The organism is Yoonia sediminilitoris, assembly GCF_003058085.1.
Classification (GTDB): Bacteria; Pseudomonadota; Alphaproteobacteria; order Rhodobacterales; family Rhodobacteraceae; genus Yoonia; species Yoonia sediminilitoris.
The window spans coordinates 69340-84568 of the sequence record NZ_QBUD01000009.1 but is presented as its reverse complement, the minus strand read 5'-3'; the positions used below and the strand labels follow the sequence as shown (position 1 = coordinate 84568).

Sequence of the window (15229 nt, the reverse complement as noted above, 5' to 3'; positions counted from 1 at the left end):
ATAGATCAGGCGCGGGGGCAGCAAAGATGTGCGCACTGCACTCTTGCTCCGCGGTCCGAGCTCTGGACGTTGGACGCGGCGCGACCGCAATGGCACGATCCGGAAAAGTTTTTTAGCAGCCAAACCGCCTGTGGGAATTCTTGGTCGGATTCCGCCAATGCTTTCCGCTAGGAGCAGATTCAGGAACAGCCAATGCCTGAACTGCGCCGGGTTTGCCTTGCGCGAACATGATGAGCGCCATTGCTGCTGCGCTGACTATGTTGCGCGGCAAGAGGTCGCCAATGCCGTTGAATTCATGCAGTATTACCATGCAAATCTTTGCATCTATCGCAAGCATCGCGGCTTTCGAGAGGCTCTGGATTCGGCATACAAAACTGCGCCGTTACAGGTAAGAGAGGGGCAAGACAGCCGCACTATAAAAGTGCCTTCTGCAATGGCCATACCGAGCGATCATGCGCAGCAAACAATATGTTCCGATATGAACCGAGCCAACAGGCAGTCGCAAGATTAATGGGTCCTGACCCTAGGCTCGAATTTGAGTAAAGCCTACCGGAGGATGGGCTGCGATCCATTTTCTGACCCATGCGGGAATCTGATTGAGCGGCATTGGGCGCCCTACAAGAAAGCCCTGGATTTCGTCGCATTTTGTTTTTTCAAAAAACGCACGTTCCGCCTCGCTCTCGACACCTTCGACAAGCACTGTAATGCCAAGGTTGTTGCCAAGGTCAATCAGCGTCTCCGTGATGGCTGGCAGACTTGGGTCGCTATGGATGCCGGCTACGAAAGTCCGGTCAATCTTGATCCGTGATACAGGGAAGTTGCAAAGACTTGAAATCGCTGCGTGACCAGTACCAAAGTCATCCAACTCGATCCTGAAACCGGCCCGCGCGAGGCCGTAGATATTGTTAACAGCAGTTTCCATTCGTTCATTCAAAAGCGTCGATTCCAATAATTCGATGCAAATGCGCGCCGGATTGACGGTGATCCTATCAACTTCCCATAACAGGCGATCTACCAATTCGGAGTTCATCAAACGGGCCGTTGAAATATTGATGCTGACCGTTGCGTGAGGAAGGCCAAGTTCATCAATTGCCTTGGTTGCAAGGCATATTTCCCTAAACATCCGATCGTCGATCTCTTCGATGAGATGCGCATTCTCGGCAGCCGGGACAAATTGGGCTGCACTCAAAACCCCCAACTCCTGATGATTCCAGCGCAGAAGAGCTTCGAAGCCGACGATCCGGTTGCTCTTAATGTCGATCTGTGGCTGGAAGTAAGGCTCGAACTCTCCTCGCTCCAGCCCGTCCCGGATATCCAGTGCCAGAGCCGCATCTTTGAGTGCCGCGTCCCGCATGGACTGTTGGAAGAAGGCGTGTCGACCGCGGCCCGTTTTTTTTGCTGCCTTGAGGGCGATATCGGCGTTCACGATAGCTTCCCCGACGGACGCTCTTCCCGTTCCCTCTATGAAGGCAATTCCCACGCTGGCCCCCACCCGAAGGTCTTTATTTGCGTAAATTACAGGCGCCTCAATCGCCGCAACAAGAGACCGTGCGACTTGTACGATGTGATCGTCATGTGCCCTGGTCCGCCATCCAACCAGAAATTCGTCGCCTCCCATGCGGGCTATGGTCTGAAACCCAAAGGTGCTCTCTCGCAGGCGGTCAGCGACCGCACAAAGCACGATATCACCCGCATCATGACCGTCCCTGTCATTTATCGACTTGAACCGATCTAGGTCGATCCGCATGAGGCAAATGCGTTCATTTGAGGTGGAGATTTCCTGCTCTTCTTGCAACAATTCCTCCAGTTCGCGCCGGTTACGCAAACCAGTGAGATCATCAGTGACAGCAGCGCGGCGCAGCTTTCGTTGCTCTGCCCTCAACTCTGTCAAATCAACATGCGTGCCAACGATGCGTGTTGGCCTTCCGCCCTCTCTGACTAGCCGACTGCGGGACAAAATATCGACCCACGTGCCGTTCTTATGTCGCATACGGAATTCCCCTTCCAGTAACTCTCTGTCTGTCTGGATGATCTCGGGAATTAAGGGCAGTGTCGCGGCATCTTGTGGGTGCAGGAGAGTGCGAAACGTCTCATAGCTTGCGGGCATTTCATCTGGCTTGTACCCCAGCATCTGATACCACCGCGGCGAAAGATAGGTATCCAATGTTTCCACATTAATGTCGTAGAGTCCGTCCGACGTCCCTTCGATTGCAAGCGCAAAGCGGTCTTCGCGTTCTTTGAGTTTTCGCTTGTTGCGTTCCCATTCATTGATGGTGACTGCAATAACAAGGGCGAGAATTAGACCAGTGGCAAGAAGCGCCTCGTCAATAAATGACCGAGCTTCATCAATCAGCGCATCCCGCGGAGTGACAGTTATGATCCAGCTGCGACCACCGGCTTCAACACTCCGCTCCGACGCGTATTTTGTGCCGGAACTTTGCTCCGTATTCCCGTAGACCACCCCCCCGTCGTCAACGAGAGTGATTGCATAGGACGCCTCAATCGCACTTCCCATAACCAAGCGGATCAGCAGATCAGTTCGGAAAACCAGATTGATGTGCCCAAGCAGGTTACCATTTCTAAAGACTGGGGCATATCCGGCAAGGCCCCGCCCACCCTGTGCCAGCATAATCGGTCGGGTAAGGCGAAATGAATTCATTCGGGTCGAAGACTCCAGGGTGGAGGCAGGCTCATCAAGGTCACGCAGGTTCAGGCCAAGCGCGGCCTCGTTGCCCTCGAGCGGGTTTACCTGGATTATTACGCCATCAGAATTGACCCAATTGATCGCCTGAATATCAGGGAACTGGCTTTGAATTGCTGCGGCCCCTTCACCGAAGTCGGAAGCCGTGTCGATTCTACCATCTTCCCATCCCCGCCGCAGCAAATCGACCATGGCGACGCGTGTAAGAAGTTTCTCTTCCAATCTCGCAGCGAACTCGTCAGCAAAGGTTTGAACGATCGATATCGTATGGTCTTCCTGAGTCTGCCGCACGATCTTGTTCAAGAATGCCGTCGCAAACACCAGCAATGCAGCTATGATCATCGCCGTTGTGCTCGGCCAGTTCGCTCGGCGCATGTCTTTCCTCGCAAATTCAGGCGCTCATCATCACCATCAGTTCTTTAATAAATCATTAAGATTATTGTGATGAGCATGCCTAAATCCGCTCCTTGGGCATTCAATTTATCTGCACGCCAGCAAAATAATAGACAATTTCCAGCGAAGTTCAGGTCTCGCCCGATTTTGTCACCGGCCTCCAATTTCTCGCAATGTTCAAATTCAGTGTGGACAGTTACAATTCAAGGCGGCTCGTCCCCAAACAAAAAACCGATTCAAACCAGCTGTGAGTGAGAGGAAATGGGAGTGTCTTATTCTTGAACCTCATTGATCTCGACGAGATTCAGTGGTTCACGCCAAGACTCTGGCGCGCTCTGTTGGGGAATGTTCGAACTCACTTTGGAGGCTTCGTTCGAACTCGCGCTGCACTTTCCATCACGTCCTTGGAATATATGGGAATATGGTCGGACGGATTGGCGTAAAACGGTGCTTCGACAGGTGTTTTCGCAGGCTGTTCGAAACAGTCAAAATCAGGAAGTTCGAAACCCGACTTTTTCTCTCCCTTTCAGGCTGTTGGAGAAAATTTCAACTGCTGAAAGTGAAATGGCGCACCCAGTAGGATTCGAACCTACGACCTTCGCCTTCGGAGGGCGACACTCTATCCAGCTGAGCTATGGGTGCAAACTGCTTAAGCAGTGCTTACTTCAATTTTCCGCGGGATTAAAGCAAAGATCGGCAGCCCCGCAAACCACTGATCCAAGACGTCCATTCCAACGCCTCGTCACGAAATGAACCCTTCACATCAGCCTTCGGACAGCAGAACTCTATCCAGCCAAGCTACGAGTACCTACGCGTCATCTAACATCGCTGTGCGATGCCCGCAATGGTCAAAACGAAGGTGAGGGAAACCTGACTTGCCCAAATTCCGCGCCATCACACCATAAGCCCACTTTTTGACGGCCCCTATTTCAAACCCAAATCGGCGGACTATTTTCTCGCGTCTCCCTCATGGCATGTCACATCTTGATTTGTTTATGAAAGCCCACTGCGCAACAGAACCTGTGCCGAAAATCCTGCTCCCTAAAACCTTCGAGCGGCTCAAATGGCTGCCCAACCCTGTCCAGATCAAGAACCTGTCGCATCAGCAACTGATCGACGTGCCCGAAGAAATTGCACTTGGCATGGGCAGGGAAACCGACCAGCAGCGCGATGCAGCGGCCGGAATGACCTTCTTTGGCCAATTTGTCGATCACGACATCACGCTTGATGTGACAAGTGCGTTGGGCACACCGATTGAGCCGGCAACCATCCGCCACGTGCGCTCCCCGTCCCTTGATCTTGATTGTGTTTATGGCGGCGGACCCGAGGCAACACCTCAGCTATACGGTTCGGGTGATGTTGCGAATTCCCTTGTCTACGGCAACGGCCAGAATCCGTTTGATCTGGCCCGCACGACGAATGGCGCTGCCTTGGTCGGAGACCCGCGCCATGACGAAAATGACGTTGTCAGCCAGAATCGGGCGAACATGATTGCGGTGCACAGTATCCTGATGGGCAAATGCCTTTCTGATCTGGTATTTTCCGCCACGTGGTCTTTGAAGAGGTGCGCCGCTTCATGCGGATGCGTTACCAGTGGGTCATCTGGAACGAACTATTGCCCGGTTTTGTCGATCAGGGCTGCCTGGATGAGGCCCGGAACAAAGACCTCTTTGGCGCCGATGTACCGATTATGTCGGTTGAATTCAGCGGTTCTGCCTGAACCCGGAGGTCCGCAATGCGGGACGGAGCGGACCTTGAAACTCAACGACTGAATGTCCGCTTTAACACACTCTGGTTGCCGGCTGAAAAATTGACAATTCGTGCTCCCGCGTTTATCCGGTAGTTCTTAGCCTGCCGGGACGTCCCGGCCACGACAGGGCATCAGTCAGGACGACCTGCGAAAAATGGAGGTCAGAATGGCTTGGATTTTTCTTATCATCGCAGGTGCACTGGAAGTCGTTTGGGCGACGGGGCTCAAGAAGCTCGGCATTGGTTTCTCTTGGTCACTTGGCGCTCTGACGCTTATCGCGATGATCACGAGCCTCGTTGCTCTATACGCTGCGATGACCCGACTGCCGCTCGGCATCGCCTATCCGATCTGGACCGGTATCGGCTCTGTCGGAACGGTGTTGGTCGGCGTGATGGCATTCAACCAAAACCTTAGCACAGCCGGCGTTGCAGGTTTGATACTTCTAGTTGTCGGGATGTTTCTGCTCGGCTCGGATGCGCATTAAGACGAAAGGATTCGAACAATGACGACAAGAACCAAAACAGCGAGAAACCTGATCGAAGGGCGACCCGCGCTTATCGTGATCGACATTCAGAAAAGCACCTTCATTGACGACAGTGAGGTGCGTTCTATCGAGAACATGCCTGGCTACAAGGATCGGATGATCGCTGCGCGCGACCTTGTCGATGCCTCGCATGAGCACGATGTGCCGGTCATCTTCATCCAGGAAATACATCGTTCCGACCTCATTGATTTTGGCCGCGAACTGGACGGGGATGAGGACGTTCACTGTCTTGAAGGTGACCCGCGCACAGACGTCGCCAAAGAGGAAATGGGATTCCAAAGCGGCGACTACATCATCCCGAAGCGGCGCTACTCAGCGTTTTTCGGGACGGATTTGGAAATCCTGCTGCGGGGGCTGAAAGTTGACACGCTTCTGCTGTGCGGCGGGCTAACCGATGTTTGCGTCCACTATACATTCGTGGATGGCCACCAATCCGACTACTTCTGTCGCGTCATTGAGGACTGTGTTGGGGGTTCATCTCTTGAGGCCCATAAGGCGGCGCTCAAAGCGATGGAGTACCTACAAACGGGAGCCGTTCAGGACCGGACAACTGTGATTGACGCGATTTCAAGACACCAAAAGACGACTTGACTGTTCCGCGCATTCCCCGCGCACCAATGCTGAACCCGACATTCGCCGCGACGCAACAGTTTCGCAGGTTGGGCTCGAAGCAGTCGCTGAGGAACCACGCTCATCTACCCGAACAACTCGTGACAGAGTTCAAGCGCATCAATCAGAACATCAACCTCATCGGTGGTGTTATACATCCCGAACGATGCGCGGCAGGTCGCACCCACGCCCATATGTTCCATCAAGGGCATCGCGCAATGGGTGCCAGCGCGCACCGCAACACCTTTTTTGTCAAGCACGGTCGAGATATCATGCGCGTGGGCCGCCCCCTCAAGCGTGAAAGAGAAGATGGCACCCTTGGTGGCGGATTGACCCTGGATGTTGATCCAGTTCAAACCACCCAGTCGCGCGGTGGCATAATCACGCAAGATGCGCTCATGTGCTGCGATCCGGTCCAACCCGATACCCATCATATAATCCAATGCAACGCCAAGCCCGATGGTTTGCACGATCCCCGGTGTGCCCGCTTCAAACTTCATCGGCGGATCATTCCATGTCACGTCATCCCGGGTCACGTCGCGGATCATGTCACCGCCCCCCATAAAGGGACGCATTTGCGCCATGCGTTCTTTGGTCACATAAATCGCACCAGAGCCTGACGGGCCATATAGCTTGTGCCCCGTGATGGCATAGAAATCGCAACCGATGTCGCGCACATCCACTGGCATATGCACAACGGCCTGCGATCCATCAACCAGCACCGGCACGCCCTTGGCATGCGCGCCTGCCGTGATGGCCTTGACGTCAACAACCGTGCCCAGCACGTTGGACATATGGGTTACGGCGACCAGTTTTGTGCGCGGGCCAATTGCGGCAATCACCTTGTCAGGGTCCAGATCACCGTTGGCATCCACGTCAACCCACTTGATTTTCACCCCCTGCCGTTCGCGCAGGAAATGCCAGGGGACGATATTGGCGTGATGCTCCATGATCGAAAGGACAATCTCATCACCGGCTTCCATATGTGGCATGGCCCAGCCGTAGGCGACCATATTGATCCCCTCGGTCGTGCCGGAATTAATGATAATCTCATTCTCTGAGCCCGCATTCAAAAAGCGGGCTATGATGCCGCGCACGCCTTCATAGCGCTCGGTCGAAAGATTGCTCAGGTAGTGCAGGCCACGATGGACGTTGGAATATTCCTCGGCATAGCCGCGCGTGACCGCATCAATCACGACCTGTGGCTTCTGCGCTGAGGCCCCGTTGTCGAGATAAACCAATGGTTTGCCGTTCACTTCACGCGATAGAATTGGAAAATCCGCACGGATTTTTGAAACGTCGTAGGTCATACGCTCACTCCGGTTAATGCAGGGACCCCGATGATCGTCAACAGGATCAACAATGCCGCTCCGACCGCCAGGGAAGACAGGATGATGCAGCCGAACGCCTTCAGCAGGCTGCCGAAATCATGCAATACATCAACGAAATGCAGGAAAGCCCGGAAAACGGCGATTGCGGACACCAAGGCAAAGATCCCCGACAGTGCCGGGCTGAGAAACAGTAGCACCATCTGAATAATCAAAAGCACCAGCCGCATGGTGTTGAACCACACAAACAGGGTCAGCGTTTCTTCCAAATTGCCGCTGCCGTACAGGAATGTTCCGGCTTTCCAGATCGCCAGTGTGCTGCCGATCAAATAGGCAACGGCCAATGCGGCCCAGCCAAAAGGGGAAAAACCCAATGAAAACGCCTGCATTTCCGCAGGAACGGGCGACAGATACTGATCGCCCACGATCAACAGCGCATTCAGAATGGCCAACAGCACAAGCGCCGTCCAAAGCGGCTCTGCCCCGATCCGCATTCCTTTTGCTTGCCGCGCCATTTCGGCGGGTTCAAGCACGGTCATCCAGATCGCGCGAAAGAAACTTTCAGGTGTCACAGTCATTGTGGGCCTTCCGCCTCGCGCAGGCATTGCAACCAGATCCAGCCAAAGACCAATAGCAGGATGCCGCCCACAATATTCGCCTGCAGTCCGGCCCCGATAAAACCACGAACAAGCCCATGCAACAAGAACAAGGGTGCGGTCGTCAGAAGTGACCAGAACAGCGCCAAACGGGCCCCATAGAAACCGCCCTTGCCACCGAACAGGCGGGCGACCAGATGCGACAGCGCGGCTATGGCATACATGACAAGCGGCAACATGATCACCAGTGAATAGAAGGTATAGGTCATCATACCTTCAAAATTCACATCATCCGGCCACGGCGACGGTTCATATCCGCCTGAAATGCGCGACAGGCGCGGCCATTGGGCCACGAAGATCAGGAAACAACCGATCATCAGATAAGCAATCGCCCGATCTTCGCGGCGCCCATGGGCCAGAAGGTCACGCATCACCGCGCGCGGCGCACGCCACGTGCGGACCATATCATTGGTGACTGGCATGGCTCAGCTACTGTGACGCTGCAACCAGCTTTCCAGCCGGTCGCGCAATTCCTCTGCCAACCCTTCGTCTTCGATCTCTTCCAGTGCCTCTGCCAGAAACGCCAACGTCAAAAGACTGGTCGCTGCCTTTTCGGGCACCCCGCGCGAGCGGAGGTAAAACAACGCATCTTCGTCAATCGCACCCGAGGTCGAGCCATGCGAACAGGCCACATCGTCGGCGTAGATTTCCAACTCCGGCTTGGCAAGGAACTGGCTGTCATCATCCAGCAGCAACGACTGGCTGATCTGGTAGCCATCGGTTTTCTGGGCGCCCTCTTTCACAAGAATCTTGCCCTGAAACACGCCCGTTGCCCCGTTGCGCAGGACTTTCTTGAACACCTGACGGCTTTCGCAATTCACCGCATCATGGGTAATGAACACCGTGTCGTCGTGGTGAAAATCCGTACCGTCGCCAACGCAGACACCGGCCACATGGGCGGTCGCATTGTCGCCCACGATCTCGAGCACGCATTCGTTGCGGGTCAGCACGCCATTGAATGTCAGGGTAAAGGACTTGAATGTGCTTTCCTCGCCAATGCGCGCAAAGCCATGTGTAACGGCGCGGCGTTCGTGGTCGCGACCTTGCGCGCGGACATGGTGGAACCGACCACCATCGGCCACGTCAACCTCAAGCAATTTGGAAAACCGCGCCGCGGCGGGGCCGGTTTCCAGCAAGGTCATTTCGGCCCCCGCTTCCACCTTGATCACATTATGCAAAACAGCGTCCGACGCCACATCGCGGTGTAGATAGATCAAATTCACCGGCTTGCTGGCCTTGCCAGTCACCCGGATCACAACACCATCTGTGGCTGTTGCGGTATTCAAGGCGGCAAGTGCGCGATCCACGGGATTCTGACCGCGGGCTTCCAGCACACCGTAAAGATCCTTGGCCCAATGAATATCGGTTGCCATCGCATCGGCCAGACGGCTGATTTCCAGACCTTCACCCGACAAATCATCGGATGCATCCGGATCAAACACGCCATCGACAAACACGATGCGAATCCGGTCCACGGCATCAAACAGCGGCCCTTCGTCATTGTCGAAAAGCGCCGCCTCGGGTGCCGTTGGTACCGTCAGCGATGTCGGGTCCGTGTATTTCCAATATTCATCACGTCGCGTGGGCAACCCCATTTGGCGCACACGCGCCAACGCATCGGCGCGCGCCGCATTTGACCATGCCGCAGCTCCGGGCAATGTCACGCCCTCAAGCCGCGCCTCCGTCGTGTCCGCTTTGAGCTTTGCAAGCGCCATCTCAGACCACCTCTGCCAGGATATCGGCGTAGCCGTTGTTTTCGACCTCAAGTGCGAGTTCGGGGCCGCCTGTTTTCACGATGCGACCATCGGCCATGATGTGCACGACGTCCGGCTTGATGTGGTCCAAAAGACGCTGATAGTGCGTGATCACAAGGAACGAGCGGCCTTCGGAGCGCAGCGCATTCACGCCTTCAGCGACAAGTTTCATCGCATCAACATCCAGCCCGGAATCGGTTTCATCCAGCACACACATCTTGGGCTCAAGCATTGCCATTTGCAGGATTTCATTGCGTTTTTTCTCGCCGCCGGAAAAGCCCACGTTGACTGGGCGCTTGAGCATATCCGCATCGATTTTCAGGCTCTTGGCCCGCGCGCGCACTTCCTTGAGGAAATCACCGGCGCTGATTTCTTCTTGCCCGCGCGCCTTGCGTTGTGCGTTCACCGCGGTACGCAGAAATGTCATATTGCCAACGCCGGGAATTTCGACCGGGTACTGAAACGCAAGGAAAAGGCCGATCGCGGCGCGCTCTTCCGGATCAAGATCAAGCAGATCATGACCGTCCAGCGACGCCGACCCGCCGGTGACTTCATAACCGTCCTTGCCGGACAGAACATATGACAAGGTTGATTTGCCCGAGCCGTTGGGTCCCATGATCGCATGAACGGAACCCGCATCAATCGACAGATCGACACCCTTGAGGATCTGCTTATCTTCTTCTTCCAGTTTGACCTTCAGGCCTTTGATTTCCAACATATTTCGTCCTCACAAGGTTCAAGACACGGCAAAAAGCGCGTGTCTTGGTTTTTCAGTTTCAGATACAGACAATCGCCCGCCTCTTTTGAAAGAGCAGGCTACCGATACATGGGTTCTTTTGATTTTTATGGCCGCAAGAAGCGACGGAATGTGCGGGCTTAGGTGTCCAGCAAATCCGTTTGTGGTTGTGCAGTGAACGCGGGCAGTACGATCGTCATGGGTTCGGTTTCGGCCTGCACGCTTGCCACATGTTCCGGCGTATAGATGACTGCCAACTGGTCCGGATAAAACCACATCAGATTGTGCCCGGCCACAAACATCGCCGCAACGCCGCCGATCTGGCACAGGCGCAACATCGGTCTGCGATGGCGTATCAGTGCGGACACCAATAAAACGAAAAAGGTGGTCAGCAGCAGATCGGTGAACAGAGAGCCAATGCCCGCGTCGGTCATTTCGAGATAGCGTAGGCGAATAGCCTGCGCGGCCATAACGGCGGCCACCCCGACCATTAACGACACAACCAGACGCATCACCGAAAAGCGCTGTGACTTTACGGCTTTCTGAATTTCGGCAGGCGTGGTGTGCTTGGGCACATGCATCCCAAGCTCCTGATCGAAATAGGCGTTGTTGCGCGGGTCCTGAATACGCTTCACCCGCATCTTGAAATCGTTGAGATCTAAATTCGCCATCGCGTTCTGCTCCGCCATTCTGATCGTGCGACTGGAGTCGCATCAAACTGGGGCAAGAACACGACTGCCTTGTGACAAGAGAACGACGTTCGTGCGAAATAAAGGCCGTTTGCGCACGAGCACGGCGCGTGGGCTGGCGCGCAGCGTTGCCACTGCACGGACCCATACGCTGAACGCGCTTCATAGTGTCACCAAATCGGTTCATCGTTGCCTTCCAAGACACGCAGGCGGATTAACCCACGGACCCTTCAAGTGAAATCGCGACAAGAGCTTGCGCTTCCATTGCAAATTCCATCGGCAATGCCTGAAGCACTTCCTTGCAGAACCCATTCACAACCAGCGCGACCGCTTCTTCCTCGTCCATGCCGCGCGAGCGGCAATAGAACAGTTGGTCATCATCCACCTTGGATGTCGTCGCCTCATGTTCGACGCGGCTGCTGTTGTTCTTGACCTCAATATAAGGCACCGTGTGTGCCCCGCATTTGTCGCCGATCAACAGGCTGTCGCATTGGGTGTAGTTGCGGCTTTCCTTGGCTTTGGGATGCATCGACACCAAACCACGGTATGTGTTCTGCGCCTTGCCAGCACTGATCCCCTTGGAGACGATCCGCGACTTTGTATTCTTGCCCAGATGCACCATCTTTGTGCCCGTGTCGGCCTGCTGCATGTTGTTGGCAATTGCGATGGAATAGAATTCACCTTGTGAATCGTCGCCACGCAGGATGCAGCTTGGGTACTTCCACGTCACGGCAGAGCCGGTTTCCACTTGCGTCCACATCACCTTGGACCGGTCGCCGCGGCAATCGGCACGCTTTGTCACAAAGTTGTAGATACCGCCGACGCCGTTTTCGTCACCGGGATACCAGTTCTGCACGGTGGAGTATTTCACTTCTGCATCTTCTTCGACGATGATTTCGACCACTGCGGCGTGCAGCTGGGCGACATCACGCTGGGGTGCAGTGCAGCCTTCAAGATAGGAGACGTAGGACCCTTTGTCGGCAATGATCAATGTCCGTTCAAACTGGCCGGTGTTTTCCGCATTGATGCGGAAATATGTGGACAGTTCCATCGGGCAGCGCACGCCGGGCGGCACATAAACAAACGACCCGTCCGAAAAGACGGCGCTGTTCAGCGTCGCATAAAAATTGTCAGAGGCAGGCACAACCGTTCCCAGATATTTCTTGACCAACTCTGGATGGTCGCGGATCGCTTCCGAGATCGAACAGAAGATCACGCCGGCTTTTTTGAGTTCAGCCTGAAACGTCGTGCCAACGGACACACTGTCAAATACGGCATCAACTGCGACTTTGCGGCCTTCGGCGGGGGCGTCTTCTGCACCCTCAACACCAGCCAAAATAGCCTGTTCTTTCAATGGAATGCCCAGTTTAGCGTAGGTTGCCAGCAGCTTTGGGTCAACCTCGTCCAACGACTTTGGTTTGACCTCCATGCTTTTGGGGCGGGCGTAGTAATAGATGTCCTGAAAGTCGATCTTGGGATAATCGACCATCGCCCATGTGGGTTCTTCCATCTGGCCCCAACGCTCGAAAGCGGACAGGCGCCAATCGGTCATCCATTCGGGTTCTTCGTTCTTGGACGAAATCAAGCGAACGATATCTGTATTCACGCCCTTGGGGGCGTAATCCATTTCGATCTCGGTGTTCCAGCCGTGTTTATAGGTGCCTGACAAGGCGGACACAGCGTCAACCGTCTCCTGATCTACACCGTCTTTGACTTCTATTTCATCAAAAGCAGCCATTTTATTCCCTCTCAAGCCGCCCGTCTGCGGGCGCGTTTATCGCTCCAGGCCTGCACAAAGCGCATGACCTCATCCTCTGTCGTGTCCACACCAAGTGAGACACGTATGGCACTTGCGGCCGCCTCATCATCCAGACCGTTCGCCTGCAAGACCCGGCTGACCTTGACCTTGCCGCTCGAACAGGCAGAGCCTGCCGAAACCGCAAATCCGGCCAAATCCATTGCCATTACCTGCGTTTCGCCCTTCCAGCCGGGTGAAGCGAAACAAGAGGTGTTTGGCAACCGTTCATTGGTATTCCCGACAAAAATAGTGCTATTATCTGTCGCCTCAATGGCCTTTTCTAGAATATTTCTAAGTTTGGCAACCCGGTCCCAGTTTTCTGCGGCCAAATCGGCTTGGGCGGCCACAGCAGCGGCCCCCATACCGGCAATGGCGATCACGTTTTCAGTACCGGACCGGCGGCCCATTTCCTGCCCGCCGCCCTTGATTTGTGAAGCAATTTCAGCACCTTGCGGCACCACAAGCGCACCAACGCCCTTCGGGCCGCCAAATTTGTGCGCCGACAGAAACACCATTTCCACCCCTGACCAAGCGTAGGAAAAAGGCACCTTTCCAAAAGCCTGGGTAATGTCAGAGACAGCCAGACCTTGCGGCAGCGACTGCAAAATCCCTGTTTCAGAATTGGCCAACTGCATTGCCGAGTGGGCAGGATCAGCCACCTGCACAAGCCCGTCCACAACCGGCAGACACGGGTCAATCCACGCGTGAACCGCGTCATGCTCCATCGGACCGGCCTGTAAATTGCGCCCCGCCAGAGCCAATGCCGCCGCTTCGGTGGCGCCTGACGTAAACACGATATCCGCGCCCGACGCGCCAACAGACTCGGCAATCTGACCACGCGCTTTTTCGACGATCGCCTTGGCGGCTCGCCCTTCCGCATGCACGGACGATGGATTTCCCACAACATCCATTGCCGCGATCATCGCCGCGCGCGCCTCGCTGCGCAGGGGCGTTGTCGCATTATGATCTAGATAGACGCGTTTCATGTCAGATCACACATCATCGACAACCTCGAACAATGCAGGCACCGCGGGACAGGGGGCCAGTTCATTCCCGACAACATCCGACAGGCGGGCCTGATGCAAAAATACATAGACGTGCGCCGATAGTCCTTCCCACAAACGGTTGGTCATGGATTGCGCGCGCGACCCCGATGCCGCGCCCGATGCCCCTGCCCCTTTGTGCATCGCCGACACGGTTTCATCGACCGCGCCCAAAATCTCGGCCACGCGAATATCGGCCGCCGGACGGGCAAGACGGTATCCGCCGCCCGGACCGCGGACAGATTCAACCAGACCGGCACGGCGCAACTTCACAAAAAGCTGCTCAAGATAAGGCAGCGAAATGTCCTGCCGCTTCGAAATCTCGGTCAGGTTGACCAGCGCATCATCCGATTGAAGTGCAAGGTCGGCGAGTGCGACCATTGCATATCGGCCTTTCGTGCTTAACTTCATGGTCACAACCCCCTCAAACAGGCGCAATTTCATTGACGCCGCACGGTCGCAAGATTACTTCACCGTGAACCCATGCGGGCGAAAGCCCAACTTAGAATCTTTCTAAAGTGCCTGAGTGTTTTCGTCAAGAAAACGATAGGCCAAAACAGAGACGGACCATTAATGCCCGAAGTTATCTTCCCCGGACCCGAAGGGCGCCTTGAAGGGCGCTATCACCCTCAAAAGGACCGCGATGCGCCGATTGCCATCGTGTTGCATCCGCATCCACAGTTTGGCGGGACGATGAATAACCGCGTCGTTTATAATTTGCACTATGCATTTTATAACATGGGTTTCACCGTGCTGCGGTTCAATTTCCGCGGTGTCGGGCGCTCGCAGGGCGAATATGATCAAGGTGTTGGTGAGTTGTCCGATGCGGCGTCCGCGCTTGATTATCTGCAATCAATGAACAGCAACGCCAAACACTGCTGGGTGGCCGGCTTTTCATTCGGGGCCTGGATCGGGATGCAACTGCTGATGCGGCGTCCCGAAATAACCGGTTTTATCTCGGTGTCGCCACCAGCCAACATGTATGACTTCAGCTTTCTGGCCCCCTGCCCGTCATCGGGCCTGATCATCAACGGGTCGAACGACCGTGTTGCCCCACCGCGCGACACAGTAAGCCTTGTCAACAAGCTACACGAGCAAAAGGGCATCACCATCACGCATGATGAAATGGAAGGTGCGGGCCACTTCTTTGAAGATCCACATATGGACCCTATGATTGACACGGTTAAATCATACGTCCGCCGGAGGCTGACTGAAAGCACGAGGTAAT

Annotated in this window: 14 protein-coding genes and 1 tRNA gene; 4 read left to right on the top strand and 11 right to left on the bottom strand. The window is 55.0% G+C overall.

The annotated features are described in order from the left end of the window. Window positions 1-523: 523 nt before the first annotated feature. Both C8N45_RS15815 and C8N45_RS15810 read right to left on the bottom strand, forming a co-directional pair. Window positions 524-3043: a bifunctional diguanylate cyclase/phosphodiesterase gene (locus tag C8N45_RS15815; protein WP_168769495.1), complete on the bottom strand. Its 2520-nt coding sequence runs from the start codon at window positions 3041-3043 to the stop codon at window positions 524-526. A gap of 616 nt (window positions 3044-3659) precedes the next feature. Next, window positions 3660-3736 (bottom strand) — tRNA-Arg (locus C8N45_RS15810). Window positions 3737-4089: 353 nt separating this feature from the next. On the opposite strand from C8N45_RS15810, the gene C8N45_RS15805 reads away from it, so the two are divergent. The 3 genes from C8N45_RS15805 to C8N45_RS15795 all read left to right on the top strand — a co-directional run bounded on the left by C8N45_RS15805 (window position 4090) and on the right by C8N45_RS15795 (window position 5979). Further along, window positions 4090-4866 (top strand): peroxidase family protein, encoded by a 777-nt coding sequence (locus tag C8N45_RS15805; protein ID WP_133175994.1) that lies wholly within the window; start codon window positions 4090-4092, stop codon window positions 4864-4866. 144 nt (window positions 4867-5010) lie between these two features. After that, entirely contained in the window at window positions 5011-5328 is a 318-nt protein-coding gene (locus C8N45_RS15800) for a DMT family transporter (RefSeq protein ID WP_108387224.1), read from the top strand. Between the two features lie 18 nt (window positions 5329-5346). Next, entirely contained in the window at window positions 5347-5979 is a 633-nt protein-coding gene (locus C8N45_RS15795; RefSeq protein ID WP_108387223.1) for a cysteine hydrolase family protein, read from the top strand. 104 nt (window positions 5980-6083) lie between these two features. Here the strand turns inward: C8N45_RS15795 and C8N45_RS15790 are convergent, their stop codons facing one another. The 9 genes from C8N45_RS15790 to iscR form a co-directional block, all read right to left on the bottom strand. Further along, entirely contained in the window at window positions 6084-7307 is a 1224-nt protein-coding gene (locus C8N45_RS15790) for a cysteine desulfurase (protein ID WP_108387222.1), read from the bottom strand. Then, entirely contained in the window at window positions 7304-7903 is a 600-nt protein-coding gene (locus C8N45_RS15785; RefSeq protein ID WP_108387221.1) for a YIP1 family protein, read from the bottom strand. The genes C8N45_RS15790 and C8N45_RS15785 overlap by 4 nt, the downstream gene beginning before the upstream one ends. Next, the gene (locus C8N45_RS15780) at window positions 7900-8403 is read right to left on the bottom strand and encodes a YIP1 family protein (protein ID WP_108387220.1); all 504 of its coding nucleotides are present in this window, start codon (window positions 8401-8403) and stop codon (window positions 7900-7902) included. Before C8N45_RS15780 ends, C8N45_RS15785 begins: the two co-directional genes overlap by 4 nt. Before the next feature lie 3 nt (window positions 8404-8406). Next, entirely contained in the window at window positions 8407-9696 is a 1290-nt protein-coding gene (locus tag C8N45_RS15775) for a SufB/SufD family protein (protein ID WP_108387219.1), read from the bottom strand. A 1-nt stretch (window position 9697) separates the two neighbouring features. Beyond that, window positions 9698-10453 carry a Fe-S cluster assembly ATPase SufC gene (gene sufC, locus C8N45_RS15770; RefSeq protein WP_108387218.1) on the bottom strand — a complete coding sequence of 252 codons (756 nt, stop codon included), beginning with the start codon at window positions 10451-10453 and terminating at the stop codon, window positions 9698-9700. A 158-nt stretch (window positions 10454-10611) separates the two neighbouring features. Beyond that, complete coding sequence (locus C8N45_RS15765) at window positions 10612-11142, bottom strand: hypothetical protein (protein WP_133175993.1); 531 nt, start codon at window positions 11140-11142, stop codon at window positions 10612-10614. 232 nt (window positions 11143-11374) lie between these two features. Then, the gene (gene sufB, locus C8N45_RS15760) at window positions 11375-12898 is read right to left on the bottom strand and encodes a Fe-S cluster assembly protein SufB (protein ID WP_108387216.1); all 1524 of its coding nucleotides are present in this window, start codon (window positions 12896-12898) and stop codon (window positions 11375-11377) included. A gap of 11 nt (window positions 12899-12909) precedes the next feature. Continuing rightward, window positions 12910-13944 carry a cysteine desulfurase family protein gene (locus tag C8N45_RS15755; protein WP_108387215.1) on the bottom strand — a complete coding sequence of 345 codons (1035 nt, stop codon included), beginning with the start codon at window positions 13942-13944 and terminating at the stop codon, window positions 12910-12912. A gap of 6 nt (window positions 13945-13950) precedes the next feature. Then, on the bottom strand, window positions 13951-14412 hold the full coding sequence (iscR, locus tag C8N45_RS15750) for a Fe-S cluster assembly transcriptional regulator IscR (protein ID WP_108387287.1): 462 nt from the start codon (window positions 14410-14412) through the stop codon (window positions 13951-13953). Window positions 14413-14574: 162 nt separating this feature from the next. Here iscR and C8N45_RS15745 point away from each other — a divergent pair, with 162 nt between their 5' ends. Further along, complete coding sequence (locus C8N45_RS15745; RefSeq protein ID WP_108387214.1) at window positions 14575-15228, top strand: alpha/beta hydrolase; 654 nt, start codon at window positions 14575-14577, stop codon at window positions 15226-15228. Window position 15229 lies beyond the last annotated feature (1 nt).